Raw genomic sequence first — 19,792 nt, 5'->3', positions numbered from 1 at the left:
GCGGCCCGAGCGCCCCGCCCGGCGCTGCTGCCCCGTCCGGCTCCGCGGGCCCGCCGCCGGTGACCGACCGCGGGGACGGCGAGACCTCCGACTCCCTCCAGGCCGCGACCCTTGTGCGCAACCGCCGGCAGGGGCCCAGCAGCGGGTGGCGCAAGGCCGTGCACAGCGCGACCTTCGGGCTAGTGAACCCCGGCGAGTCCGCGAAGGTGCTGCGTCAACGTGAGTTGGTCGCACGTGCGTGCACCCCGGTGGCGACCGGGCACCACCGGGTCGCGGTGCTCAGCCTCAAGGGCGGGGTCGGCAAGACCACGACCACTGTCGCCCTGGGCGCCACGCTGGCCTCGCTGCGCGGCGACCGGGTACTGGCCGTGGACGCCAACCCCGACCGCGGCACGCTCTCCGACAAGGTGCGCCTGGAGACCGCGGCGACCATCCGCGACCTGCTCAACGAACGCCACCTCATCTCCCGGTACGCCGACATCCGCGGTTTCACCTCGCAGTCGCCCAGCCGCCTGGAGGTCCTCGCCTCCGACCGGGACCCTGCGGTCTCGGAGGCCTTCAGCGAGGAGGACTACCGGGAGGTCTCCCGGATCGTCGAGCACTTCTACTCGATCTGCCTCACGGACTGCGGAACGGGCCTGCTGCACTCGGCGATGCGGGGGGTGCTCGGCCTCGCCGACCAGGTCGTACTCGTCAGTTCCGCGTCCGTCGACGGGGCCCGCAGCGCCAGTGCCACCCTCGACTGGCTCGAGGCACACGGTCACGTCGGGCTGGTGCGCGGGGCCGTCGTGGTCCTGTCGATGGTGCGGTCCAACAGCAAGAGCAGCGTCGATCTGGGCCGCCTCGAACAGCACTTCGCCGGGCGCTGCCGGGGTGTGGTGCGGGTCCCCTGGGACGGGCACTTGGAGGAGGGCGCCGAGGTCGACCTCGAACAGCTCGACCCGGCCACCAAGGACGCCTACCTGCAGCTCGCAGCCTCCGTCGGTGAGTCCTTCGGGCAGCCGGGGTGAGCGGCCGGGGACGCGCAGCACGCCGGGGCCCGTTCGGCGGGCGCCTTCCGTTGCCACGAGAAGTACTGCGCCGTCAGGTGTCCGTTGACGGTGACGGCGGGTGACGCCGAACAGGCCCCGGCGCCTCTCCGGTTTCCCGGACCGCTTCGCGGACAATGAAACCGAGGGGGTTCGAGGATGAACGCACAGGAGCGACCGCCCGCGGTGATCGTGGGGGTCGACGGTTCGCCGCACGCACATGCCGCACTGGTCTGGGCCGCCGACGATGCGGCCCGGCGCGGGGTGCACCTGCGGATCGTGCACGGTATGGGCATGCCGATGGTCTTGGCGGCCTACACACCGCCCGAGCGCCACACGGTCTCGGAGGAGGTGCGTACGGCGGGCCACCGGGTGCTCGCCGACAGTGCGGAGCACGTCTCCGCCATCCACCCCGACCTGTCGGTGGCGGTCGTTCTGGCCCCCGAGGACGCGCCGGCCGTGCTGATCAACGAGGCGCGCGGCCAGGACGTCATCGCCGTCGGGACCCGCGGACTGGGATCGGTGCGCGCCCTCATGCACGGGTCGGTGAGTGCCAAGACCTCCTCGGAGGCCCCTTGCCCGGTCGTGGTCGTTCCCGAGGGCGAAGGGCCGAGCGAACGCCGCGGTCGCATCGTGGTGGGCGTGGACGGATCCGACTCCTCACGCCGCGCCCTTCGCTTCGCCCTCCGCGAGGCACGGGACACCGAATCATCCGTGGTCGTGGTCAACAGCTGGGAGGTCCCTCTCCCCGAGGACGCCGCCTCACTGGCCGACGACCCCCGGTCTCTGCACGAGGAGGTCTTCGACCGCCAGTCGGAGGAGATCGTGGCCGGTGTGCTCGCGGAGGTCGCCGACGCACACACCGAAGAACTCGACATCAGCGCCGTGCGCGTGCAGGCCGACCCCGTCACCGCCCTCCTGGACGAAGGGGATGGCGCCGACCTGGTCGTCGTCGGGTCCCGCGGGCGCGGCGGTGCGGCGGGGCTCGTCATGGGTTCGGTCAGCCAGGGGGTCCTCCACCATGCCCGGATGCCCGTCGCGGTCCTTCCGCCGCACGCTGACGAGGCCGGTTGACGGGCAGGGAAGTACCTTCCGACCTGTGCCGATACCACGTGAACCTGCTGCACTCGTTGAGGACGGGTGACAGTCGCTAAGGGGGAGAACATGGCAGGACACCAGGAGCACACGCCCAAGGTCGTCGTCGGTGTCGACGGCTCCGACCACTCCCGGGCGGCCCTGGAGTGGTCGGCCGCGGAGGCCGTTCGCCGCGGGGCCGTGCTGCGTATCGTGCACGCCTTGGGCATGCCGTTGATCGTCTCGGCCTACGGCGGTCCGGCCCGCTTCCAGCCGACCGAGGAGATCAGCGGCCAGGCCACGAGTGTGCTGACCGAGGCTCGGGCGCACGCGACCGAGCAGGAGCCCGACGTGGAGACGGAGACCGTCACCGCGTTGGAGGAGGCCCCGCTGGCGCTGATCCGGCAGAGCCACCCGCACGACCTCATTGTGATCGGGACCCGCGGTCTGGGTACGGTCGCGTCCCTGTTCGTGGGTTCGGTGAGTGTGCGTGTGGCAGCCCAGGCCCCCTGCCCGGTCGTGGTGGTGCCCCACGACGACCAGGGCCGTCCCGCGACGACCTCCCTCGACCGCCTCGTCGTCGGTGTCGACGGCTCCCGCAACGCCCGTCGCGCCCTGGGCCTGGCGGTGGACATGACCGCCGAGAGCGAGGGCGAGCTCGTCGTGGTCAACAGCTGGGAGGTGCCGTACCCCTACGATCCCGTCGCGATGACCGCAGCCGGTTTCCAGCCGCAGGAGGACGTGTTCGAGAAGCAGTCCGAGGAGCTGGTCGCCGAACTGCTCGCGGAAGCCCTCGAGGACCGCGACGACGTGAACATCGAGGTCAGCGTCGTGCGGACCCAGTCCAACCCGGTCGACGCCGTGTTGCGCGCCGCGGACGAGGCCGACGCGATCGTGGTCGGTTCCCGCGGCCGCGGCACGGTCACTGGCCTGCTGCTGGGTTCGGTGAGCCAAGGGATCCTGCACCGCTCGCACATCCCGGTCGTGGTGCTGCCCAAGCACGGTGACGAGGACGAGGGCTGAGCCCTTCCGCGCGTCACGGCCCCCGCTGCGGCGGGGGCCTTCGTTCGTCCAGGGGTCTCAGCTGCGGTGGGCGGCGGCCGCCGGGTGGCAGACGTCGAGGGCGCGGCGCCAGGCGCGGGTGTCCTCCCACAGGGCGTCGGCGGGCGGCTCGGGCGCGAAGAGCCACATGCGCTGGGCGCCGTCGGCGATCCGGCCGTCGATCACCGTGCGCTCCGGGGGAGGGGACTCGTCGCCGAGCTGGTACCAGCTGTAGCCGAGCGGGTGCAGCAGCTCCATGAGGCGTTCCTCCACCCCGTGCCCCGGTAGGACCTCGCAGAAGATCCACGGTCGGTACTCGCGCAGCGTCTCCAGGCCTCCGGCGATGACGTCCGGTTCGGTGGTCTCGGTGTCGATCTTGATCACGGCCGGAGTGGTGCGGCTGCGCTCGCACCAGCGGGAGAGAGTGTCCACGCGCACCTCGATGCGGCCCGCCTCGGGGCGGAACCCTGATGCGAGGGAGTTGGAGGCGTCGGAGGTGGAGGAGAGCGTGAATGAGGCGTGGCCTGTGCGGTTGCCCAGCGCCATCTCGGCCACCTCGACCCGGAGGCCGTTGGCGGCGGCCAGCTCCCGCGCGGTGTCCGCGATCTGCGGTGTGGGTTCGAAGGCCCGGACCGGGCGTGTGCTCTGTGTGGCGGCGAGCAGGCCGTAAACCCCGACGTTCGCGCCCACGTCCAGGACCGCTCCCGGGCCGGCGTGGTCCAGGGTGGCGAGGAAACAGGCGAGGGTCTCGGGTTCGAACCCGGAGAGCCCGTCCTGTTCGAGTTTCCGCGGGACCCAGAGCCCGCTCGGTGCGTTCAGGGACAGCGACGCCGGACCTGGGGCCGGGGAGCGTCCGTCCCCGCGCCGGGGCAGGGCCAGCTCGAAGCTGCGCCGACCCGGCACCCCGGACGGGTCGATCCCGCCGAGACGAGGGGGAAGACGGCCGCGGATCCTCCGCACCGCCTGCCTTAGCGCCGGGTGCCTTCTTACGAAGCCGCGGATCGGGTTCGTGTCCACAGGGTCTCCCGAAGTCTGGGGGCCTTCACTGCGGGGGATGCGGGGCCCACTATGCCCGCCGGGAAGCGAATGGAGGGGGTGCGGCACGGAGGTTTCGAGGGGTGCTCACCGACGTGTCACCGCGCGTCCATCACGTCGGGGCCGCCTCCCGGGGCCCCACCCGGGGGTGGAGACTGAAGGCATGGTGCAGAGTCCGACGAGTCCTCCCGACCGCTCGACCGCCTCGTGGGCCCGTGCCTGGGGGGTCGTGCTCACGGTGATGTGCGTCCTGGTACTGCTCGCCTACGCCGTGGTCCCGGCGCCCTGGCTGGGTCTGGCAACGGTGGTTCTGGCCCTGCTCGCGGTCGGGTTCCGGCTGGAGGCGGCCGTCCTGTCGCTCCGACGGGGCTGAAGGTCGGTCGAAACGCGACGGGGCCGGTGGCGTTGCCACCGGCCCCGGTCTGTGCGGAGGGTGTGGGATTTGAACCCACGAAGCCCCGTCAAGGACTTGGTGCTTTTCAAGAGCACTGCACTCGGCCGCTATGCGAACCCTCCTGGGGGAGAACCGCGTCTCCGCCAGTCATGGTAGCCCACGCGCGCGTGTGGATGCCGTGAGGAGTGTGGGTTCCCGAGGGTGGCGCACTCGTGTTACCTGTGAGTAACATGACTGGCATGACACAGATGAACGCTGAGACGGCGGACATGGTCAAGTCCGGCTTCCTCGCCTCGGTCCCCTTCGCCCGCACGTTGGGTGTGACCTTCACCGACCTCGACCACGGGCATGCCGTGATGCGCCTGCCCGACAACAGCGACCACCACAACCACGTCGGCGGCCCGCACGCGGGCGCCATGTTCACCCTGGCCGAGTCCGCCTCCGGCGCGATCGTCATCGGTACCTTCGGCGACCAGCTCGAGCGCGCTGTTCCGCTGGCCGTCAGCGCGGAGATCCGCTACCTCAAGCTCGCCATGGGCGACGTCACCGCCGACGCGAAGCTGGGCCGCGACCGCGACGAGATCGTGGCCGAGCTCGACGAGGGCGAGCGCCCCGAGTTCCCCGTCGAGATCGAGCTCCGCACCGACGACGGCACGGTCACCGGGCGTATGACCGTCGTGTGGACGTTGCGTCCCAACAAGAAGTGAGCCCGGGCCCGGCCGGTTCCGGCCGGACACATCTTCCCGGTTCAGTCGGGGCCTCCGGTTAACGTGTCGCCACACGCAACCACCGACGAGGAGGCCCCGCAGTGAGACTGCGACTGGACCGCGACGCCTTCGCCGACGCGGTCGCCTGGACCGCACGGGCCCTGCCCGCACGCCCCGCTGTCCCGGTGCTCGCCGGCATGCGTCTGGAAGCGCCCGAGGACAGCCCCTCCCTGCGTCTGTCGGGGTTCGACTACGAGGTCTCCACCCGCGCTTCGGTCCGGGCCGAGGTGGACGAGGGCGGCAGCGCTCTGATCCCCGGCCGCCTCCTGGCCGAGATCGTGCGCAACCTCCCCGAGGGCCCGGTCGAGATCCGGAGCGAGGGTTCGCGTGTGCTCATCAGCGGCGGCGCGGCCCGGTTCACCCTCATCACCATGCCGCTCGAGGATTACCCCAGCCTGCCCGGCATGCCCCCGCGCATCGGTTCGGTTCCGGCTCAGGCGCTCACACAGGCGGTCCGCCAGGTAACGCCGGCGGCCAGCCGCGACGACACCCTGCCCATGCTCACCGGCGCCTACCTCGACTTCTCCGGCGACAGCCTGAGCGTGGTCGCCACCGATCGCTACCGCATCGCTGTGCGCGAGCTGTGGTGGCTGCCCTCCGACACCTCGATCGACGTGGCCGCGCTCGTACCTGCGCGTACGCTCTCCGACACCGTGCGCGGGCTCGTGACGGGCGAGAACGTCGACATCGCGCTGTCCACGGTCACCGTCGGCGAGGGCGTGAGCCTGTCCCCGGGCGAAGGCATGATCGGTTTCGAGAGCGGAGAGCGCCGTACCACCACGCGCCTCATCGACAGTGACTTCGTCAAGTACCGCTCGTGGTTCCCCGCCGGGTTCTCCGGGCGCGCCCACGTGACAGTCGCTCCCCTGCTCGAGGCCGTCAAACGCGTGGCTCTGGTCGCCGACCGCACCACCCCGCTGCGGCTCGCGTTCTCCGAGGACGAGGTGGTGCTCGAGGCCGGGTCCGGCGACGACGCCCAGGCGGTCGAGGCGATCGAGGTCGACTACGAGGGCGACCCGCTGCGGTTGGCCTTCCGTCCCGACTACCTCCTGGACGGCCTGTCGGGGGTGGAGACGGAGCGGGCCCGGCTCAACTTCACCGAGCCCACCAAACCCGCGGTGTTCACCGACCTGCCCGAGGGCGAGGACCGGGACCCGGCCTTCCGGTACCTGGTGCAACCGTTGCGGGTGTCCTGAACTGCCCTTTTTCGGCCTTGCGGTCGGCGGTTCCCACTTGTCCACAAAGTTATCCACAGGCAGTCTCCTGGGCCTGTGGACAACCCAGGGTCATCATCCCTGGAAAGAGCCGAATCAGGCAGCATCTGTCCTGGAAATTCCGGCATGACGTGCGGAAATGCCTTCTGGCGTGCCTTGTGCACAGCCTGTGGACAACTTCCGCTCAGAGGCCCCCGGGGAGGGGCTCACGTCAGCGTGTGGAACCCTGCCCGGCCTTTTCGGCGTTCTCCGGAAGGGACGAGGCGTCCTTCTCGCCGCTCTCCACGGTTGTCTCCAGCCCCAGCTCCGCCTGGCGACCCCGGCGGTACCCGGCACGATAGCCGGCGGCGCTGTGCGTGCGCTCTGGCCGGTGCTTGCGCAACTGCGGGAACTGTTTCTGGAACTCCTCCTGCACCCGGTGCACGTCCTCGCGCAGAACGAGGTCGGCACCGCGGGAGGACTCCTGAGAACCCTGCTCCTCGGAATCCCCGTCCGCCCCGGGGTTCCCGGCGTTCTCCTGCATTCGGGCCCGGAACTCACGGATGCGTTCGGCGACGGCCTGACCGTAGGCGCGCACGAACGAGCGGTAGTAGCGCTTGCGTTCGGTCTCCAGCTCCGAACGCGTGTAATTGCGCAGCTCCCTGATGTCGGCCACGTGCGTCGAACTCATGAACTTCGCCGAGGCCTCCATCTGGTTGGAGATCGACGGGAAGAGCAGCTGCAGGGCCTCCAGGGCGTCCACCGTGCCCACCAGGATGATGGTGCGGTCGGTGGTGTCGGAGGTGTTGCCGCGCACCGCCGACTGGCAACCGTAGGCGGCCGCGATATCGGCCAGGGCCTTCACGCGGGCCTTGCCGTGCCCGCCCACACCGGTGACCACGTGGTCCATGCGGCTGATCGCGTCCGGTTCCTCGCCCCGTTCTGCGCGGGCCTCGGCCTCCTGGATCGCGTGGCGGGTCATGAGCTCGGCGGCCTTGGCGGTGAAGGCCTGGCTCTCGGCATCGGTGACCGAGGGGTCCTCCGCCATGCGAAGGAGCCCTCGGACCCGCTCGACCATCTTCTGACGGGCAGCTTCAGTCATCGGCGCCGGTCGTCTCCCGTGGGTGTGCGTGCGGACGGCCTCGTCCCCGAACGTCGCCTGCGCGAACATTCGGCAGACCTGTCGAGCTTAGGCGTTCCCCTCGACCGAGACCACGCGGATCGGAGACTCTCGCGTGTACTTCCGCCCGGCGAAGGGGCCGTACACGGAAGAACGCCCCACCGCAGCGGGGCGTTCGCCGTGGGCTGACGCGTTCGTCACCCGATCGGTCGACTGCTCCGGGGACGGACACGTGCGTTCGCGGTCACTTCTTCTCGCCGACCAGGGTCGCGATGAGACCGACGGTGATCCAGATGGCGGCGGCCACGAACAGCCCGCCGAACAGGCCGCCCAGGACCGATCCGGTGATCATCTGCAGGAGGCCGTAGCCCGCACCGCCGACGACGCCGGGAACGGCGGCGTAACGGAACGGGTAGCTCGCGGCCCAGCGGCGGCCGCGGCGGTCGCTCTTCTTGCTGACCACGCCGCCGACACCGCCGAACAGCGCGAAGAAGATCACGGCTGCCCCGATGCCGGAGGCCAGCGCACCGGTACCGAGGTTCAGAAGGAAGAACAGGGCGCCGCCCGCAGCGCCGCCCATGATGGACAGTCCCCAGGGCCAGACCATCGTCGCCGAGGCGACCGGGGTGAATGCGCTACCGCGCTCCAGCGTCATGACTACCGCTCCAGTCGATTCGCGTGACGCCCGTTCTTGACCGGGTCGTCCCTTTCAGCATGCAATGTTCTGGCTCCGGGTGCATCAGGGCCTGCCCCTGACTTTCCCCCGAGTGGGGTCCGAGATGCCGGGGTCCGGGGAACGGGGCCTCGGGGTGAGAACGAACCAGCGGTTCAGGAAGTGCCCGTGCCCGAGGCCGAACCGCCCGCGGGAGCGGCTTCCAGACCGGGCCTGAGATCCTGCCATGCGGTGCGGAAGGCCGGCATCAGGGGGAGCGACTCGGCCTCGCTCACGGGGACCCAACGGATCTCGTTGCTCTCGGAGTTACCTGCGTGGAACGGCGCCATCGACGGCAACCCCAGCAGGAACGTGTCGTAGCGCCACTGGGTGAGGTCGTGTTCGTAGGTGCCCAGGACCGTGTACCCGGACAGGTCGCCGGCGACCTCCTCGCGGAACTCGCGTACAGCCGCCTCGAGCGGGGTCTCGTCGCGGTTGCGTGCGCCGCCCGGGATGCCCCAGGTCCCGCCCATGTGGGTCCATCCGGCCCGGTGCTGCAGCAACACGTGCCCGGCCCCGCGGGTGTCGGTGGCGTGGAGCAGCAGGCCCGCCGCTCCGTACAGGCCCCATCGGTAGGAGCCGTCGGGCAGCCGCACCCAGCCGTTGCCGTCACCGTCCTGCATACGGGCAGTCCTCCTTCGCATCCGGTCTGTCGTGCCCCGTCCTCTGCACAACGACGTTCCAGGCACGATCATGCCTTGTGGAGAGCGCGAATCGGAGTGGTTCCCGGGTTCGGCCCCGGTGAACGGGTATCGGATATGTCATTTGTCGATACGGTGTCCGACCGTAAAGGGCGGGCGCCCTGAGGGATTCTTCGGGGCCTCCTGCCTGCGATGAGGGACGGAGTTTCACCGATTCACGTGGTGGGCATAGTGTGCTCACCGCGCGACCGTCGGTGATCCATTCGGTCCTCCGCCCCCTGAAAGTGGACTGAAAGCTTCCTGTAAGAAGATCTCTCTAGTGTCAAAGGTGTTCGACGCGGACGGTGCCCGCGAGAGGACGGCTCGCGGGAGTCACACCGACGCGACGATCGCTGGGCACAGGGCCACCCGCGGTGTTCGTGAAGGCGGAGGCACCGCGGGTGGCCTCGCCGCCCGGAGACGGGGCCGATGATGATCGATCGACGGCGTAGAGCCACATTGCGGATCTACGCGAGCGCTGTGAGAAGAGGAGTTCGAGTGCCGAAGATGCTCACCGTGGACGAGGAGTTCGAGCGCATCGTGGCCGGCGTCCTGCCGGCCGCGAAGATGCGCCCCCTGGAGGAGCCCGAGCCCGGCAAGGACCAGCCGGACGAGGAGCCCCCCGCGGAGGAGTCTCCCTCGCAGGAGAAATAGGACCCGCTCGGCGGGCGCCCGATGGAGGTGTCCACCGAACGGACCATGAACCGACCGTCCACGGACGGGCACGGACCCGGTCCCGAGTATCGTTTTGGAGGGGGGTACTCGGGGCCGCTTTCTTGTGTGCATTTCTCCTTTGCGCCAATTCACCTTGCTAGGCTGACCCATTGTGGAATTCAGTGTGCTCGGCCCCATAACCGTCTGGGACGACGGTCGCCCGGTCACGGTGGGCGGACCGCGCCAGAGGTGTGTGCTCGGCGCGCTCCTGGTGCACCTCGGCCGCGAGGTCACCTTCGACCAGCTCATCGGTTATCTCTGGAGCGACGACCCGCCCCGCACCGCCCGGTCGGTCATCCAGGTCCAGATCTCCCACCTCCGACGCCTGCTGCCCGGGTCCATCGCCACCACCCCCGGCGGTTACGTGCTGGATGCCGACCCCGCGAGCGTCGACCTGCACCGCTTCCGGGGTCTGCGCGCACGCGCGGCGCAGGCCTCCGCAGCCGAAGCCGCCGACCTGCTCGAGGAGGCTCTGCGGTGCTGGCGCGGCACCCCCTTCTCCGGGATCGGGTCCGAAGACCTCGCCTATTCGGTGGTCACGCCTCTGCTGGAGGAGCGGTGGGCCGCCGTCATCGCGTGGGCCGAACACGCTCTCGCCCTCGGCCGCGCCGGCGACGTCGTCGCACGCCTGACCCCGCTCACCCGCGGGGAACCCTTCCGCGAGCGCCTCCACCACCTGCTCATCACGGCGCTGTGGCACGACAACGACCGGGCCAAGGCACTCTCCGCCTACGAGGAGTTCCGGTCCGGTCTGGCCGAGGAGCTGGGCGTGGACCCCGGCGCCGACGTCATGAGCCTGCACGCGCGCATCCTCCGTGAGGAGTCCCCGCCCGCCGTGCGTCCGGTCTCCGAGGAACCCGCGGCGGCCGAGACCTACGTCGTCCGCAACGATCTGCCCCGCGACCTGCCGGACTTCACCGGACGCGAGGAGCACCTGTCCCGCATGCGTGCCCTGGTGGACGGGGGCGGTCGCGCGCAGGTCTGCGTGCTCACCGGTTCCGGCGGCGAGGGCAAGACCACCACGGCCGTACGCTTCGGCCACGAGGCCGCCGAGCACTACCCGGACGGCCAGCTCTTCATCGACCTGTACGGCTACAACACCGACCGCGGACCGCTCAGCGCCGCCGCGGCGCTCGGGGCCCTCCTGCGGGCGGTGGGGGTGGCACCCGAGGCCGTTCCGGACTCCCTGGACGAGCGCTCCGCCCTGTGGCGTGCCACGATGGCCGATCGCCGCGTGCTGCTGATCCTCGACAACGCCTTCAACGTCACGCAGGTCAGTCCGCTCGTGCTTTCCTCCCCGGGGTCGCTGACCGTTATCACCGCGCGCAAGGACGTCAGCGGCATCAGCGGAGCCCAGTTCGTCTCCCTCGGGATGTTCGACGAGGACTCCTCCCTGGAACTGTTGTCCAAGGTGCTGGGGGAGTCCCGCGTGGAGGAGGAGGCCGACAGCGCCCGAGCCATCGCCCGTCTGTGCGGCGGTCTGCCCCTGGCGCTGAGGGTCGTGGCCGGGCGAATGCTCAGCCGGCCACGCTGGTCGTTCGCGCACGTGGCCCGTCGGCTGGGCGAACGCGACCGGCGGCTGCGCGAGCTGCAGGTGGAGGGGCAGAGCGTCGAGTCTGCGATCGACCTGTCCTACCAGAGCCTCAACGCCGAGCAGCGGCATGCGTTCCTGCTCCTGGGCACGATGATCGGCGACACCGTCGACCTGACCGGGGCGGCGGCGCTGCTCGGCCTCGACGTGGGCGAGGCCGACGACATGCTCCAGGAGCTCGTCGGTATGTACCTGCTCTCCGAGCCTCAGGGCGACGTCTACCGCCTGCACGACCTCATCAAGGACTTCTGCCGGATCCGCGCGGTCCCGGTGCTCGGCCGGGAGCCCGTCGACGCCGCCCGATTGGCGCTGGCGCACTACTATCTCGACACTGCTCAGCGGGGCGCCGACCTGCTCGGGCCCCGGGTCTCGGAGGAGGACGAGGCCGCCCCGCTGCGTGCTCACCGCAGCGACTTGTCGACCCGTGACGACGCGGAGGAGTGGTTCTCGCTCCACCACGAGAACCTCGCCGACGCCATCGAGTTCTTCGCCTCCGGGGACTTCGGTGACCAGGCCTGGCGCATGGCCGACCTCGTGTGGCGGTTCTACGCCCTGCGGGGGCACATGGCGCTCCTGGTCAGCTCGCATCAGCGTGCGCTGCAGGTGAGCGAGCGCCAGGGCAGCGGCCGGGGGCGGGCGGTCACCCTGATCGGACTCGGGATCGCGCACTACATCTCGGGCAGATTCGGGGAGGCCCTGGACCTGTTGACCCAGGCGCGTGAGATCCTCCTCGAGCTCGGCGACAGCATGGGGATCCTGCGCGTCAACGCCAACCTGGGCATGGTCTACGAGCGCGTCGGGCGCTTCGGGGAGTCGGCCGAAGCGATCGAGGAGGCCCTCGAGCACGCGGCGGCGGTCGGCAACTCCGGTATCGAGTCCCTGCAGTGGGGGAACCTGGCCGTGCTGCGGCAGAGCCTGGGTCAGTACGAGGAGGCTCTCCACTGCGCCGAGCGCGCCATGGAGCGCGCCTCCGGCACCGACCGGGAGGAGACGGCCGCGCACAACCGCCGTGTGATGGGTGAGGCCCGGGCCTGGCTGGGCGACACCGACGGGGCCTTCGCCGACCTCCAGGAGGCGTTGGCGCTGTCGATCAAGCTGTCCCTGGCCGGCAATCGGATCTACGTGCACAACTCCCTCGGCAACGTCCACCGGATCTCGGGGAACTGGGGCCGCGCGGTGGAGGAACACGCCACAGCTCTGGACCTGGCCGATTCCGTGGGTGACCACAGCGGTGACGCGGAGATTCTGGCCGACCTCGGGATCACCTACGCCGCGGCCGGGCGCGACACCGAGGCGGCCCGGGCCCTGGACAAGGCGCTGCGTCTGGCGGAAGAACGCGACGAGCAGTACATCCGCGCCAAGGCCGCGCTCGCCCTGGGGGGTCTGCCCGCGCCGGTGGTCGACGACGAGCGGGCGTGCGCGCTGCTGGCCTCGGCCGAGCGGCTCCTGACCGATCTCGAGCTGTCCGACGCGAAGCTCGCCCGCGAAGCGCTCGAGAGGCGGTCGCCGGGGGCCGAGGATCCTTCGCACGTCTGGTGAGGAAAGTCTGTCCTGCGGGTGAGGGCCGGGTTCCGTGTCGATGGAGTCCCGAACAGACCACACCCTGATCTGTTAATAATATTTCCAGTTCGAAGTGCCCCTTGCGCGGTCGTGCCGCGCGTACCAGTGCGTCGGCCCCGATGCCCGTGTCGAGCTGCCGGGGGTGGCACTGCGTGCCCCCGCGTGCACAAGACAGGAACAGAGCCTTGACGCTTCTATAAGGACTGTTTACTGTTTTGCGAACCGGGTGGAAGGTGCTCTCCGGGGACGCCCGGAGAGCACCGGGACGACACCGTCCGCGTCGGTGCGGGTGCATATCCGACCCCGCGCCGGAGCTCCGCCCTCCTGGGCCGACGGGCCCGGGTCACCCCCGCTGCGGCCCAGAGACCCCCTCAGAGGCCGTGACCCGACAGAAGGGCTTCCCCCTCATGCAGAACCGAGTCCTCCGTTCCTCTGCCGCGGTCGCCGGATCCACCGCGCTGATCTTCGCCCTCATGCCCGCCGGCACCGCCAGCGCGCACGGTTACGTCTCCGACCCCCCGAGCCGACAGGCCCAGTGCGCTGCCGGTGTCGTCGAGTGCGGCCCGATCCAGTGGGAACCGCAGAGCGTCGAAGGGCCCTCCGGTCTGATGAGCTGCTCCGGCGGCAACGAGGCCTTCTCCGAGCTCGACGACGACAGCTACGGCTGGGACGTCACACCCGTGGGCACGACCGCGAGCCTGGAGTGGACCATCACTGCTGCGCACTCCACCGCCGAGTGGGAGTACTTCATCGACGGCGACCTGGTCGACAGCTTCGACGAGGGCGGGGCCCAGCCGCCGTCCAACTTCACCCACGACGTCGACCTGTCCGGCTACAGCGGCGAGCAGACCATCCTCGCCCGCTGGAACGTCGCCGACACCGACAACTCCTTCTACGCCTGCATCGACGTCAACGTCGGCGCTCTGTAACCCCCGGGTTCCCGGGGCAACTCCCGGGAACGACGAAGGGCCGGCCCCGCGGGACCGGCCCTTCGTGGTCGTCAGGGTGGACCTGCGGCCTCCTCGTTCCGAACCCGGAAAGAGAGCGGAATCCTCTGCGGTCAGGATGCGCCGGCCCGGACTCCGGAACCCCTCCGGGGATCGGGGCGCCGACCGTTCCCTAGGCTGGCCCCGTGGAAAGCGTGTTGAGATGACCCGGGCCCTGGACGGGTTGGAGCAGCGCATAGCAGCAGCGCTGCAGGTCGACGGGCGCGCCTCGTGGCGCAGTATCGCCGCCGTGCTGGCCGAACCCGAGCGCACAGTGGCCCGGCGCGGGAGCGCAATGCTGGCCTCCGGAGCCGTGGCCGTCGTCGGGATACTGCCCCACGCGGATGCCGCGGTGTTGCGGGTCAGCTGCTCTCCCGGGACCGCGCGAACAGCCACCGAGTCGCTGGCCCAGCGCTCGGACTGCACCTTCGCCTACATGACCACGGGTGCCACCGACTGCGTCGCAGAGCTGATGTTCGAGTCAGGGAGACTCCCCAGGTGCTCGGCACTGAGGTCCCCGCCACCGTGGGCCTGCTGACCGCGGTCAGCTACCCGGTCCTGCGCTACTTCCGCACGATCCGCGGCTGGCGCTCCGGGCCGCTGAGCGAGGCTCAGATCGCCGCACTGTCCTCCGAGTACTCCACCGACCACACCGAGCTGCCGGTCGCTTCCGAACTCACACCCCAGGACCTGCGGATCGCGGAGGTACTGGCCGAGAACGGGCGGGCCGGCTACGAGGAGATCGCCNGCCCGCCGCACCGAATGGCTGCTGCGGCACGGCCACGTCCACCTGCGCGCCCTGGTGGAGCCCGCGATGGTGGGACTGCCCATGGAAGCCATGCTGTGGATCCGTGCGGCACCGAATCGGGTGGACGGGATCGGCCGGGAACTGTCCGCGCAGAGGGAGGTACGGTACGCCGCCGCGCTGGCGGGCGACCACCAGCTCGTCGCCAACGTGACGCTCCCGGACAACGCTGCGCTCTACCGGTTCACCACCGAGTCGGCCTGGGCCGCCCGAGCCGAGAGCGTCGAGACCACCTTGCTGCTGCACGCCCGCAAGCGCGGAGGAAGGATGCTGCCCGTCGGCTGAAGGCGTCCCGTCCGGGCGCGGGGCGCCTCGGTCACTGTCCCGGAGCGTGCTCACTCGGCGGCCACCGTCACCACCGCGTGCTCGTACTGCCCGGCCCCGGTCTCCGGTCGGCGGTCGACGAAGCGCGTACGGTCCTCGAAGGCCTTGGCGTAGCGCAGCAGCTCCACGTCCCGGTAGTGGTTCACGGCCATCTGGAAGCCAACGGGGAGCCCGGACGGGGTGAAACCGGCCGGCATCGCCAGAACAGGGAGCCCGGTGGCCGAGAGGACGCAGGCCGAACGCATCCAGTCCAGGTAGGTCTGGGGCTTCGACCCGTTGATCTCCGACGGGTAGCGCAGCCGGGCGTCGAAGGGGACCACCTGAGCTCCCGGGCTCAGGAAGAGGTCGTAGCGCGAGTAGAAGGCGCGGACGGCAGCGGCCAGCCGGGTGCGCGTGGCGGTCGCGTCCATGATCTGCTGTGCGGTCAGCTCCCACCCGGACTCCACGTTCCAGACGACCTCGGGCTTGATGAGCTCCCGGTGCTCACGCACCAGTGGGCCCAGGGCGGAGGCGAAGTCGATGGCGCGGGTGGTCCGGAAGACCTCGTCGGCGCCGGCGAGGTCCGGTGCGGCCTCCTCCACAGTCGCGCCGGCCTCCTCGAAGACGTGCAACTGCCGGGTGAGAACCTCCAGGACCTCCGGCTCCACGGGGATTTCGAGCCCGAAGTCCGGGCTCCAGGCGATCCGTACGCCGCTCAGGTCCCCGAGCACCGGACCGGCGAAGTCGGCACCGGTCAGCGGGGCCGGGGGCAGGACCCGGTCCGAGGGGCCGGCGACGGCGGACATGAAGAGGGCGATGTCGGAGACCTCCCGGGCCATCGGGCCGGTACGCCCCAGCCACGCCCAGTCGTTGTTCACCGACTCCGCGGGGACCACCCCGTAGGACGGACGGAACCCCACCACGTTGCAGAACGACGCCGGGATGCGCAGCGAGCCGCCCATGTCCGAGCCCTCTCCCAGCGGCTGGATGCCGGAGGCGACGGCCGCGGCCACCCCGCCGGAGGAACCGCCCGCACTTCGTGCGGGGGCATAGGGGTTGGTGGTGGTACCGAAGACGTCGTTGAAGGTGTGCGAACCGGCCCCGAACTCCGGCACGTTCGACTTCCCAGTGGCGACGACGCCCGCGGCGCGCAGTCGGGCGACGACGGTGTCGTCCTCGGCCGGTACCAGGTCCGCGAAAACCCGGGAGCCGTTGGTGCTGCGCATCCCGGCCACGGCGTGGGTGTCCTTGTGGGTCATCGGCAGCCCGTGCAGGGGAGGGAAGTCGGCCCCGGAGCCTGTGAGCCGGTCAGCGGCGTCAGCGGAGGCGAGGGCCTGTTCCGGTTCCACGGTGACCACGGCGTTGGTGGCGGGGTTGACCGCGTCGATCCGTTCCAGGTGCGAGGTGACGGCCTCCAGCGCGGAGACCTCGCGACGGCGGATCGCGCCCACCAGGTCGGTGGCGGACATCTGCTGGATCTCGTTCATGGTCGCTTGCCGGCTCCTTCGCCACTGCGGCGTCTGCTGGGTCCGTCGGGAGACCTGGCAGGTCGTCCGGGGCCTGCCGGATCTTCCGGGCTTGTGTGGCCCAGTCTCCGCTGTGGTCCGACGGTTAGGAACATCAGGGGGGGGGGGGGAGCCATATTGGCGGAAATGGCCATCTTCGTGGCTTTTCCCATCGGGTGTTGCCACCACCGGCGCACCTGCCGAAGGGTGTCTGGAACAGGGGCAAGAAAAAGTGTCGCCCGTCACAGAAAAGAGGGGCGTTCTTGTCCAAGGCCACGATGCGCCGTCCCCGTCCCACCGCCATCGCGGTCGTCTCGGCGCTTCTCATCCAGTTCGTCCTGATCCCGGTACTCCCGGGGCTGGACATGTACGCCACGGCTCTGTGCGTGGTGGTGACGATGGTCCTGGCCTGGTTCCTGCGTGACCGTCGCCCGCCCCGTGACTCCGGGGCCCCTCCCACCCCGACGCCCACGCCACCGAATCCCCGGAAGAAGGCCGCTGAATGACCACCCCGACCGGCGAGGCTGCCGTCTCAGGCGCCCCGGAGCCGCTCGTAGAGGAGATCTACACCTTCCCTCGCTGCCACAACGACCTGGACGAGACCGAGCGTGTCGAGTCCGCGCTGCGGGCCGAGCTCGGCGATGAGAACGTGGCCGTCTCCCGACCGTTGATGGGGAGCGAGGACTTCGGCCACCTCGCCGACTCCATCGGGGCGCCCTCGGTCTTCTGGATGTTCGGCGGGTTCGACCTCAGCGAGGGTGAGCCCCCGGTGAACCACTCTCCGTACTTCGGCCCCGTCCTGGAACCGACCCTGACCACCGGCACCCGCGCTGCCGTCACAGGAATCCTCGCCTACCTGGGCACGTCCCGGTAACTGTCGTGGAGACCGGCCGGGCACGACGCGCCGCCCCTGACGCTCGTCGAGCCCGTCCGCTGTCGGGGCCGTGACACGGTCCCGAAATGCAGAAGGCCCGGTGAGGACGAACCTCACCGGGCCTTCTGCCTCTGTCGGGGTGGCGGGATTTGAACCCACGACCTCTTCGTCCCGAACGAAGCGCGCTACCAAGCTGCGCTACACCCCGAAGCAACGTCCACAATTCTAGCGGACTTCAGGAGTGCTTCGCACATCGGCGGCTCCGGGCGTCGGTGCTCGGGGGCCGCCGGGGTTCAGGCAGAGGGCAAGAGATCCAGGAGCGAGGCCTCCGGGCGGCAGCAGAACCGCACCGGTGCGTACGGCGAGGTGCCCAGACCGCCGGACACGTGCAGCCAGGAGCCCTCGTACGGGTTCAGCCCCCAGGCGCGCTGCCGGTCGATCCCGCAGTTGGTCACGAGCGTCCCATAGTAGGGCAGGCACAGCTGGCCGCCGTGTGTGTGCCCGGCCAGCAGCAGCTGGTACCCGTCGTCGCTGAAGCGGGACAGGTTCGCCGGCTCGGGCGAGTGCAGCACACCCAGGCGCACGTCGGCGTCAGGGTCGGCGGGGCCGGCCACCTCGTCGTAGCGATCGAGCTTGATGTGGGAGTCGTGCACCCCCGCGAGCGCCACCGAGACCCCGTTGGCCTTGAGGTGTCCCTTGCGGTTGTTGAGGTCCAGCCACCCCGCGGAGGTCATCGCCGAACCCAGGTCGCGCCATGGCAGGTCGGGCACGCGGCGTTTGGAGTAGTCGTGCTTGCTGGTGCGCCACAAGTAACGCGCCGGGTTCTTCAACTGCGGTGAGAAGAGGTCGTTGGAGCCGTGGACGAACGCGCCGGGACGGTCGAGCAGCGGCCCGAGCGCGTCGATGAAGGGACCGACGGCATCGCGGTGGGCCAGAGAGTCCCCCGTGTTGACCACGACGTCGGGTTCGTACTCCTCCAGCCCGCGGATCCAGTCGATGAGCATCCGCCGCCCGGGCGTCAGGTGCGCGTCCGCCAGGTGCAGTACCCGCAGGCGCGGGCTCCCCGGCGGCAGCAGGGGGAGTTCGTAGTGGCGCAGACGGAACCAGTTGCGCTCGATGACCGAGGCGTAGAACAGTCCCGCCGCCCCGACGGCACCGGTCACGGCCGCCGCCCGCCCGAGCCGGCGTGTGAGTCGTCGGTCGTCGCCCATCCGGGGTTCTCCTTCGTCGTCGATCGTGGGGCCGCCGCCGGCGTGTGGCACCGGACGGGAAACGGATGGTGGCCGCCTTCCGGCCACCGTAGGATCTGTGCCATGTCCGAACTCAAAGACCGCCTCAAGAACGACCTGACCGCCGCCATCAAGGAGCGCGACAAGGTGCGTACGGGCACCCTGCGCATGGTGCTGGCCGCCATCTCCACTGAGGAGTCCGCGGGGTCCTCCCAGCACGACCTCGACGACGCCGAGGTGACCAAGCTGCTGACCCGCGAGGCCAAGAAGCGCCGTGAGGCGGCCGAGGCGTTCGACCAGGGAGGCCGGTCCGACCAGGCCGCGGCCGAGCGGGCCGAGAGCGAGGTCATTTCGGACTACCTGCCCAAGCAGCTTACCGACGGCGAACTGTCCGAGCTCGTCTCCGCCGCCATCGGTGAGACCGGCGCAGAGGGACCCAAGCAGATGGGCCAGGTCATGAAGGTGGTCAACCCGCGCGTGGCCGGCCGGGCCGAGGGCTCCCGTGTGGCGGCCGAGGTCAAGCGGCAGCTCGCCGGCTGATTTCCCCACGACGAACGCCCGGCACCGGGGTTGTTCCCGGTGCCGGGCGCCTGCTTGTGCGGGACGACTAGAAGAGCCGCTCGCGCGGTGTCGTGGGCAGGGCCGGCTGCACCGGCTCCGGTCCCTCGTCACCCGCAGCTGTGCCGCCGCCCTCGCTCAGGAACACGTTGACGGTCGCGCCCTCCGGCAACGTCGTACCCGGGTCGGGGTTGACCCTGGCGACGGTGCCCTCGGACTGGTCGGAGGCCACGCGGGTGCCGGAGACACTGACCTCGTAGCCGGCGTCCTCCAGGTTCGAGACCGCCTCGGACTCGTCCTGGCCGACGACGTTGGGCACGCCCTGGTCGTCGCTGGTCGGGCTGGCGTCCTCGTCCGGGTCGTCGTCGGAATCGCCGCCCCCGCCGGAGGTGGAGCCGAACTGCGACGGTGCCGAGGCCAGGCTCTCCTCGTCGAGGCCCTCGTGGGCGCCCTCGAAGGTCTCCTGCCAGATCGGGCCGGGGATCGTGCCGCCGTAGACCTGGCCGTATGAGCGGCCGCCGAGGCTGACGTTGCGCAGCGGGTACTCCTGCGGGCCGCGCGGGTCGCCGACGAAGACCGCGCCGGCCATCTGCGGGGTGAAGCCGGCGAACCAGGCGGCGGCG

Annotated in this window: 20 protein-coding genes, 2 tRNA genes and 1 pseudogene (1 of these 23 only partly in view); 14 read left to right on the top strand and 9 right to left on the bottom strand. The window is 70.3% G+C overall.

Features of this window, described 5'->3' with window-relative positions:
- The 3 genes from D474_RS0122495 to D474_RS0122485 all read left to right on the top strand — a co-directional run.
- Positions 1-1,010 (top strand): MinD/ParA family ATP-binding protein (locus D474_RS0122495; protein WP_040704220.1); only part of this gene is annotated, 1,010 nt, incomplete at its 5' end.
- Positions 1,011-1,187: 177 nt separating this feature from the next.
- Positions 1,188-2,102, top strand: a complete 915-nt coding sequence (locus tag D474_RS0122490) for a universal stress protein (protein ID WP_017615742.1) — start codon at positions 1,188-1,190, stop codon at positions 2,100-2,102.
- Between the two features lie 90 nt (positions 2,103-2,192).
- Positions 2,193-3,125 (top strand): universal stress protein, encoded by a 933-nt coding sequence (locus tag D474_RS0122485; protein WP_017615741.1) that lies wholly within the window; start codon positions 2,193-2,195, stop codon positions 3,123-3,125.
- 57 nt (positions 3,126-3,182) lie between these two features.
- Here the strand turns inward: D474_RS0122485 and D474_RS0122480 are convergent, their stop codons facing one another.
- A complete protein-coding gene (locus D474_RS0122480) occupies positions 3,183-4,103 on the bottom strand; it encodes an FkbM family methyltransferase (protein ID WP_239647149.1) in 921 nt (306 codons plus the stop codon).
- Positions 4,104-4,341: 238 nt separating this feature from the next.
- On the opposite strand from D474_RS0122480, the gene D474_RS0122475 reads away from it, so the two are divergent.
- Positions 4,342-4,551: a hypothetical protein gene (locus D474_RS0122475; RefSeq protein WP_017615739.1), complete on the top strand. Its 210-nt coding sequence runs from the start codon at positions 4,342-4,344 to the stop codon at positions 4,549-4,551.
- Positions 4,552-4,605: 54 nt separating this feature from the next.
- Here the strand turns inward: D474_RS0122475 and D474_RS0122470 are convergent.
- Positions 4,606-4,694: transfer RNA gene (locus D474_RS0122470), tRNA-Ser, on the bottom strand.
- Positions 4,695-4,811: 117 nt separating this feature from the next.
- Here D474_RS0122470 and D474_RS0122465 point away from each other — a divergent pair.
- Positions 4,812-5,279, top strand: coding sequence for a DUF4442 domain-containing protein (locus D474_RS0122465; RefSeq protein WP_017615738.1), 468 nt, complete (start codon positions 4,812-4,814; stop codon positions 5,277-5,279).
- 101 nt (positions 5,280-5,380) lie between these two features.
- Positions 5,381-6,535, top strand: a complete 1,155-nt coding sequence (gene dnaN / locus D474_RS0122460; protein ID WP_017615737.1) for a DNA polymerase III subunit beta — start codon at positions 5,381-5,383, stop codon at positions 6,533-6,535.
- Between the two features lie 229 nt (positions 6,536-6,764).
- Here dnaN and D474_RS0122455 read toward each other — a convergent pair whose 3' ends face one another.
- The 3 genes from D474_RS0122455 to D474_RS0122445 all read right to left on the bottom strand — a co-directional run bounded on the left by D474_RS0122455 (position 6,765) and on the right by D474_RS0122445 (position 8,987).
- Entirely contained in the window at positions 6,765-7,610 is an 846-nt protein-coding gene (locus D474_RS0122455; RefSeq protein WP_051051078.1) for a DUF2786 domain-containing protein, read from the bottom strand.
- Between the two features lie 286 nt (positions 7,611-7,896).
- The gene (locus D474_RS0122450) at positions 7,897-8,307 is read right to left on the bottom strand and encodes a membrane protein (RefSeq protein WP_017615735.1); all 411 of its coding nucleotides are present in this window, start codon (positions 8,305-8,307) and stop codon (positions 7,897-7,899) included.
- A 173-nt stretch (positions 8,308-8,480) separates the two neighbouring features.
- A complete protein-coding gene (locus tag D474_RS0122445; protein ID WP_017615734.1) occupies positions 8,481-8,987 on the bottom strand; it encodes an NUDIX hydrolase in 507 nt (168 codons plus the stop codon).
- A 555-nt stretch (positions 8,988-9,542) separates the two neighbouring features.
- Here D474_RS0122445 and D474_RS32845 point away from each other — a divergent pair.
- The 5 genes from D474_RS32845 (at position 9,543) to D474_RS33010 (ending at position 14,985) form a co-directional block, all read left to right on the top strand.
- Entirely contained in the window at positions 9,543-9,698 is a 156-nt protein-coding gene (locus tag D474_RS32845) for a hypothetical protein (protein ID WP_017615733.1), read from the top strand.
- A 172-nt stretch (positions 9,699-9,870) separates the two neighbouring features.
- Complete coding sequence (locus D474_RS0122435) at positions 9,871-12,888, top strand: BTAD domain-containing putative transcriptional regulator (protein ID WP_449289368.1); 3,018 nt, start codon at positions 9,871-9,873, stop codon at positions 12,886-12,888.
- Positions 12,889-13,316: 428 nt separating this feature from the next.
- Entirely contained in the window at positions 13,317-13,838 is a 522-nt protein-coding gene (locus D474_RS0122430; protein ID WP_017615731.1) for a lytic polysaccharide monooxygenase auxiliary activity family 9 protein, read from the top strand.
- Positions 13,839-14,058: 220 nt separating this feature from the next.
- Complete coding sequence (locus D474_RS33015) at positions 14,059-14,433, top strand: Lrp/AsnC family transcriptional regulator (protein WP_204367137.1); 375 nt, start codon at positions 14,059-14,061, stop codon at positions 14,431-14,433.
- 276 nt (positions 14,434-14,709) lie between these two features.
- Positions 14,710-14,985: an Lrp/AsnC ligand binding domain-containing protein gene (locus tag D474_RS33010; RefSeq protein ID WP_204367136.1), complete on the top strand. Its 276-nt coding sequence runs from the start codon at positions 14,710-14,712 to the stop codon at positions 14,983-14,985.
- Between the two features lie 50 nt (positions 14,986-15,035).
- Here D474_RS33010 and D474_RS0122420 read toward each other — a convergent pair whose 3' ends face one another.
- On the bottom strand, positions 15,036-16,490 hold the full coding sequence (locus D474_RS0122420) for an amidase (protein ID WP_017615730.1): 1,455 nt from the start codon (positions 16,488-16,490) through the stop codon (positions 15,036-15,038).
- A gap of 281 nt (positions 16,491-16,771) precedes the next feature.
- On the opposite strand from D474_RS0122420, the gene D474_RS0122415 reads away from it, so the two are divergent.
- The gene (locus D474_RS0122415) at positions 16,772-17,014 is read left to right on the top strand and encodes a hypothetical protein (RefSeq protein WP_017615729.1); all 243 of its coding nucleotides are present in this window, start codon (positions 16,772-16,774) and stop codon (positions 17,012-17,014) included.
- Complete coding sequence (locus tag D474_RS0122410; protein ID WP_017615728.1) at positions 17,011-17,382, top strand: zinc-binding metallopeptidase family protein; 372 nt, start codon at positions 17,011-17,013, stop codon at positions 17,380-17,382. Before D474_RS0122415 ends, D474_RS0122410 begins: the two co-directional genes overlap by 4 nt.
- Before the next feature lie 134 nt (positions 17,383-17,516).
- Here D474_RS0122410 and D474_RS0122405 read toward each other — a convergent pair.
- Together D474_RS0122405 and D474_RS0122400 are read right to left on the bottom strand one after the other, a co-directional pair.
- Positions 17,517-17,590 (bottom strand) — tRNA-Pro (locus D474_RS0122405).
- Positions 17,591-17,675: 85 nt separating this feature from the next.
- Positions 17,676-18,593: a metallophosphoesterase gene (locus D474_RS0122400; RefSeq protein WP_017615727.1), complete on the bottom strand. Its 918-nt coding sequence runs from the start codon at positions 18,591-18,593 to the stop codon at positions 17,676-17,678.
- 102 nt (positions 18,594-18,695) lie between these two features.
- Between D474_RS0122400 and D474_RS0122395 the strand changes: the two genes are divergently transcribed.
- Positions 18,696-19,151, top strand: a complete 456-nt coding sequence (locus D474_RS0122395) for a GatB/YqeY domain-containing protein (protein WP_017615726.1) — start codon at positions 18,696-18,698, stop codon at positions 19,149-19,151.
- 67 nt (positions 19,152-19,218) lie between these two features.
- Here the strand turns inward: D474_RS0122395 and D474_RS29680 are convergent.
- A pseudogene (locus D474_RS29680) lies at positions 19,219-19,792 on the bottom strand (penicillin-binding protein) (it continues 1,753 nt past the right edge of the window).

Origin of the sequence: Nocardiopsis salina YIM 90010, assembly GCF_000341025.1 — a bacterium.
Lineage (GTDB): Bacteria > Actinomycetota > Actinomycetes > Streptosporangiales > Streptosporangiaceae > Nocardiopsis > Nocardiopsis salina.
The sequence above is the reverse complement of the archived record's forward strand: the minus strand, read 5'-3'. Positions and strand labels throughout refer to the sequence as shown.

Excerpts from the sequence above, each read along its gene's own strand:
- D474_RS0122430 (WP_017615731.1), top strand. The coding sequence starts at position 13,317 with ATGCAGAACCGAGTCCTCCGTTCCTCTGCCGCGGTCGCCGGATCCACC.
- D474_RS0122400 (WP_017615727.1), bottom strand. The coding sequence starts at position 18,593 with ATGGGCGACGACCGACGACTCACACGCCGGCTCGGGCGGGCGGCGGCC.
- D474_RS0122475 (WP_017615739.1), top strand. The coding sequence starts at position 4,342 with ATGGTGCAGAGTCCGACGAGTCCTCCCGACCGCTCGACCGCCTCGTGG.
- D474_RS33015 (WP_204367137.1), top strand. The coding sequence starts at position 14,059 with ATGACCCGGGCCCTGGACGGGTTGGAGCAGCGCATAGCAGCAGCGCTG.
- D474_RS0122450 (WP_017615735.1), bottom strand. The coding sequence starts at position 8,307 with ATGACGCTGGAGCGCGGTAGCGCATTCACCCCGGTCGCCTCGGCGACG.
- D474_RS33010 (WP_204367136.1), top strand. The coding sequence starts at position 14,710 with ATGGTGGGACTGCCCATGGAAGCCATGCTGTGGATCCGTGCGGCACCG.
- D474_RS0122395 (WP_017615726.1), top strand. The coding sequence starts at position 18,696 with ATGTCCGAACTCAAAGACCGCCTCAAGAACGACCTGACCGCCGCCATC.
- D474_RS0122420 (WP_017615730.1), bottom strand. The coding sequence starts at position 16,490 with ATGAACGAGATCCAGCAGATGTCCGCCACCGACCTGGTGGGCGCGATC.
- D474_RS0122485 (WP_017615741.1), top strand. The coding sequence starts at position 2,193 with ATGGCAGGACACCAGGAGCACACGCCCAAGGTCGTCGTCGGTGTCGAC.
- D474_RS0122445 (WP_017615734.1), bottom strand. The coding sequence starts at position 8,987 with ATGCAGGACGGTGACGGCAACGGCTGGGTGCGGCTGCCCGACGGCTCC.
- D474_RS0122465 (WP_017615738.1), top strand. The coding sequence starts at position 4,812 with ATGACACAGATGAACGCTGAGACGGCGGACATGGTCAAGTCCGGCTTC.
- D474_RS0122410 (WP_017615728.1), top strand. The coding sequence starts at position 17,011 with ATGACCACCCCGACCGGCGAGGCTGCCGTCTCAGGCGCCCCGGAGCCG.
- D474_RS0122490 (WP_017615742.1), top strand. The coding sequence starts at position 1,188 with ATGAACGCACAGGAGCGACCGCCCGCGGTGATCGTGGGGGTCGACGGT.
- D474_RS0122455 (WP_051051078.1), bottom strand. The coding sequence starts at position 7,610 with ATGGTCGAGCGGGTCCGAGGGCTCCTTCGCATGGCGGAGGACCCCTCG.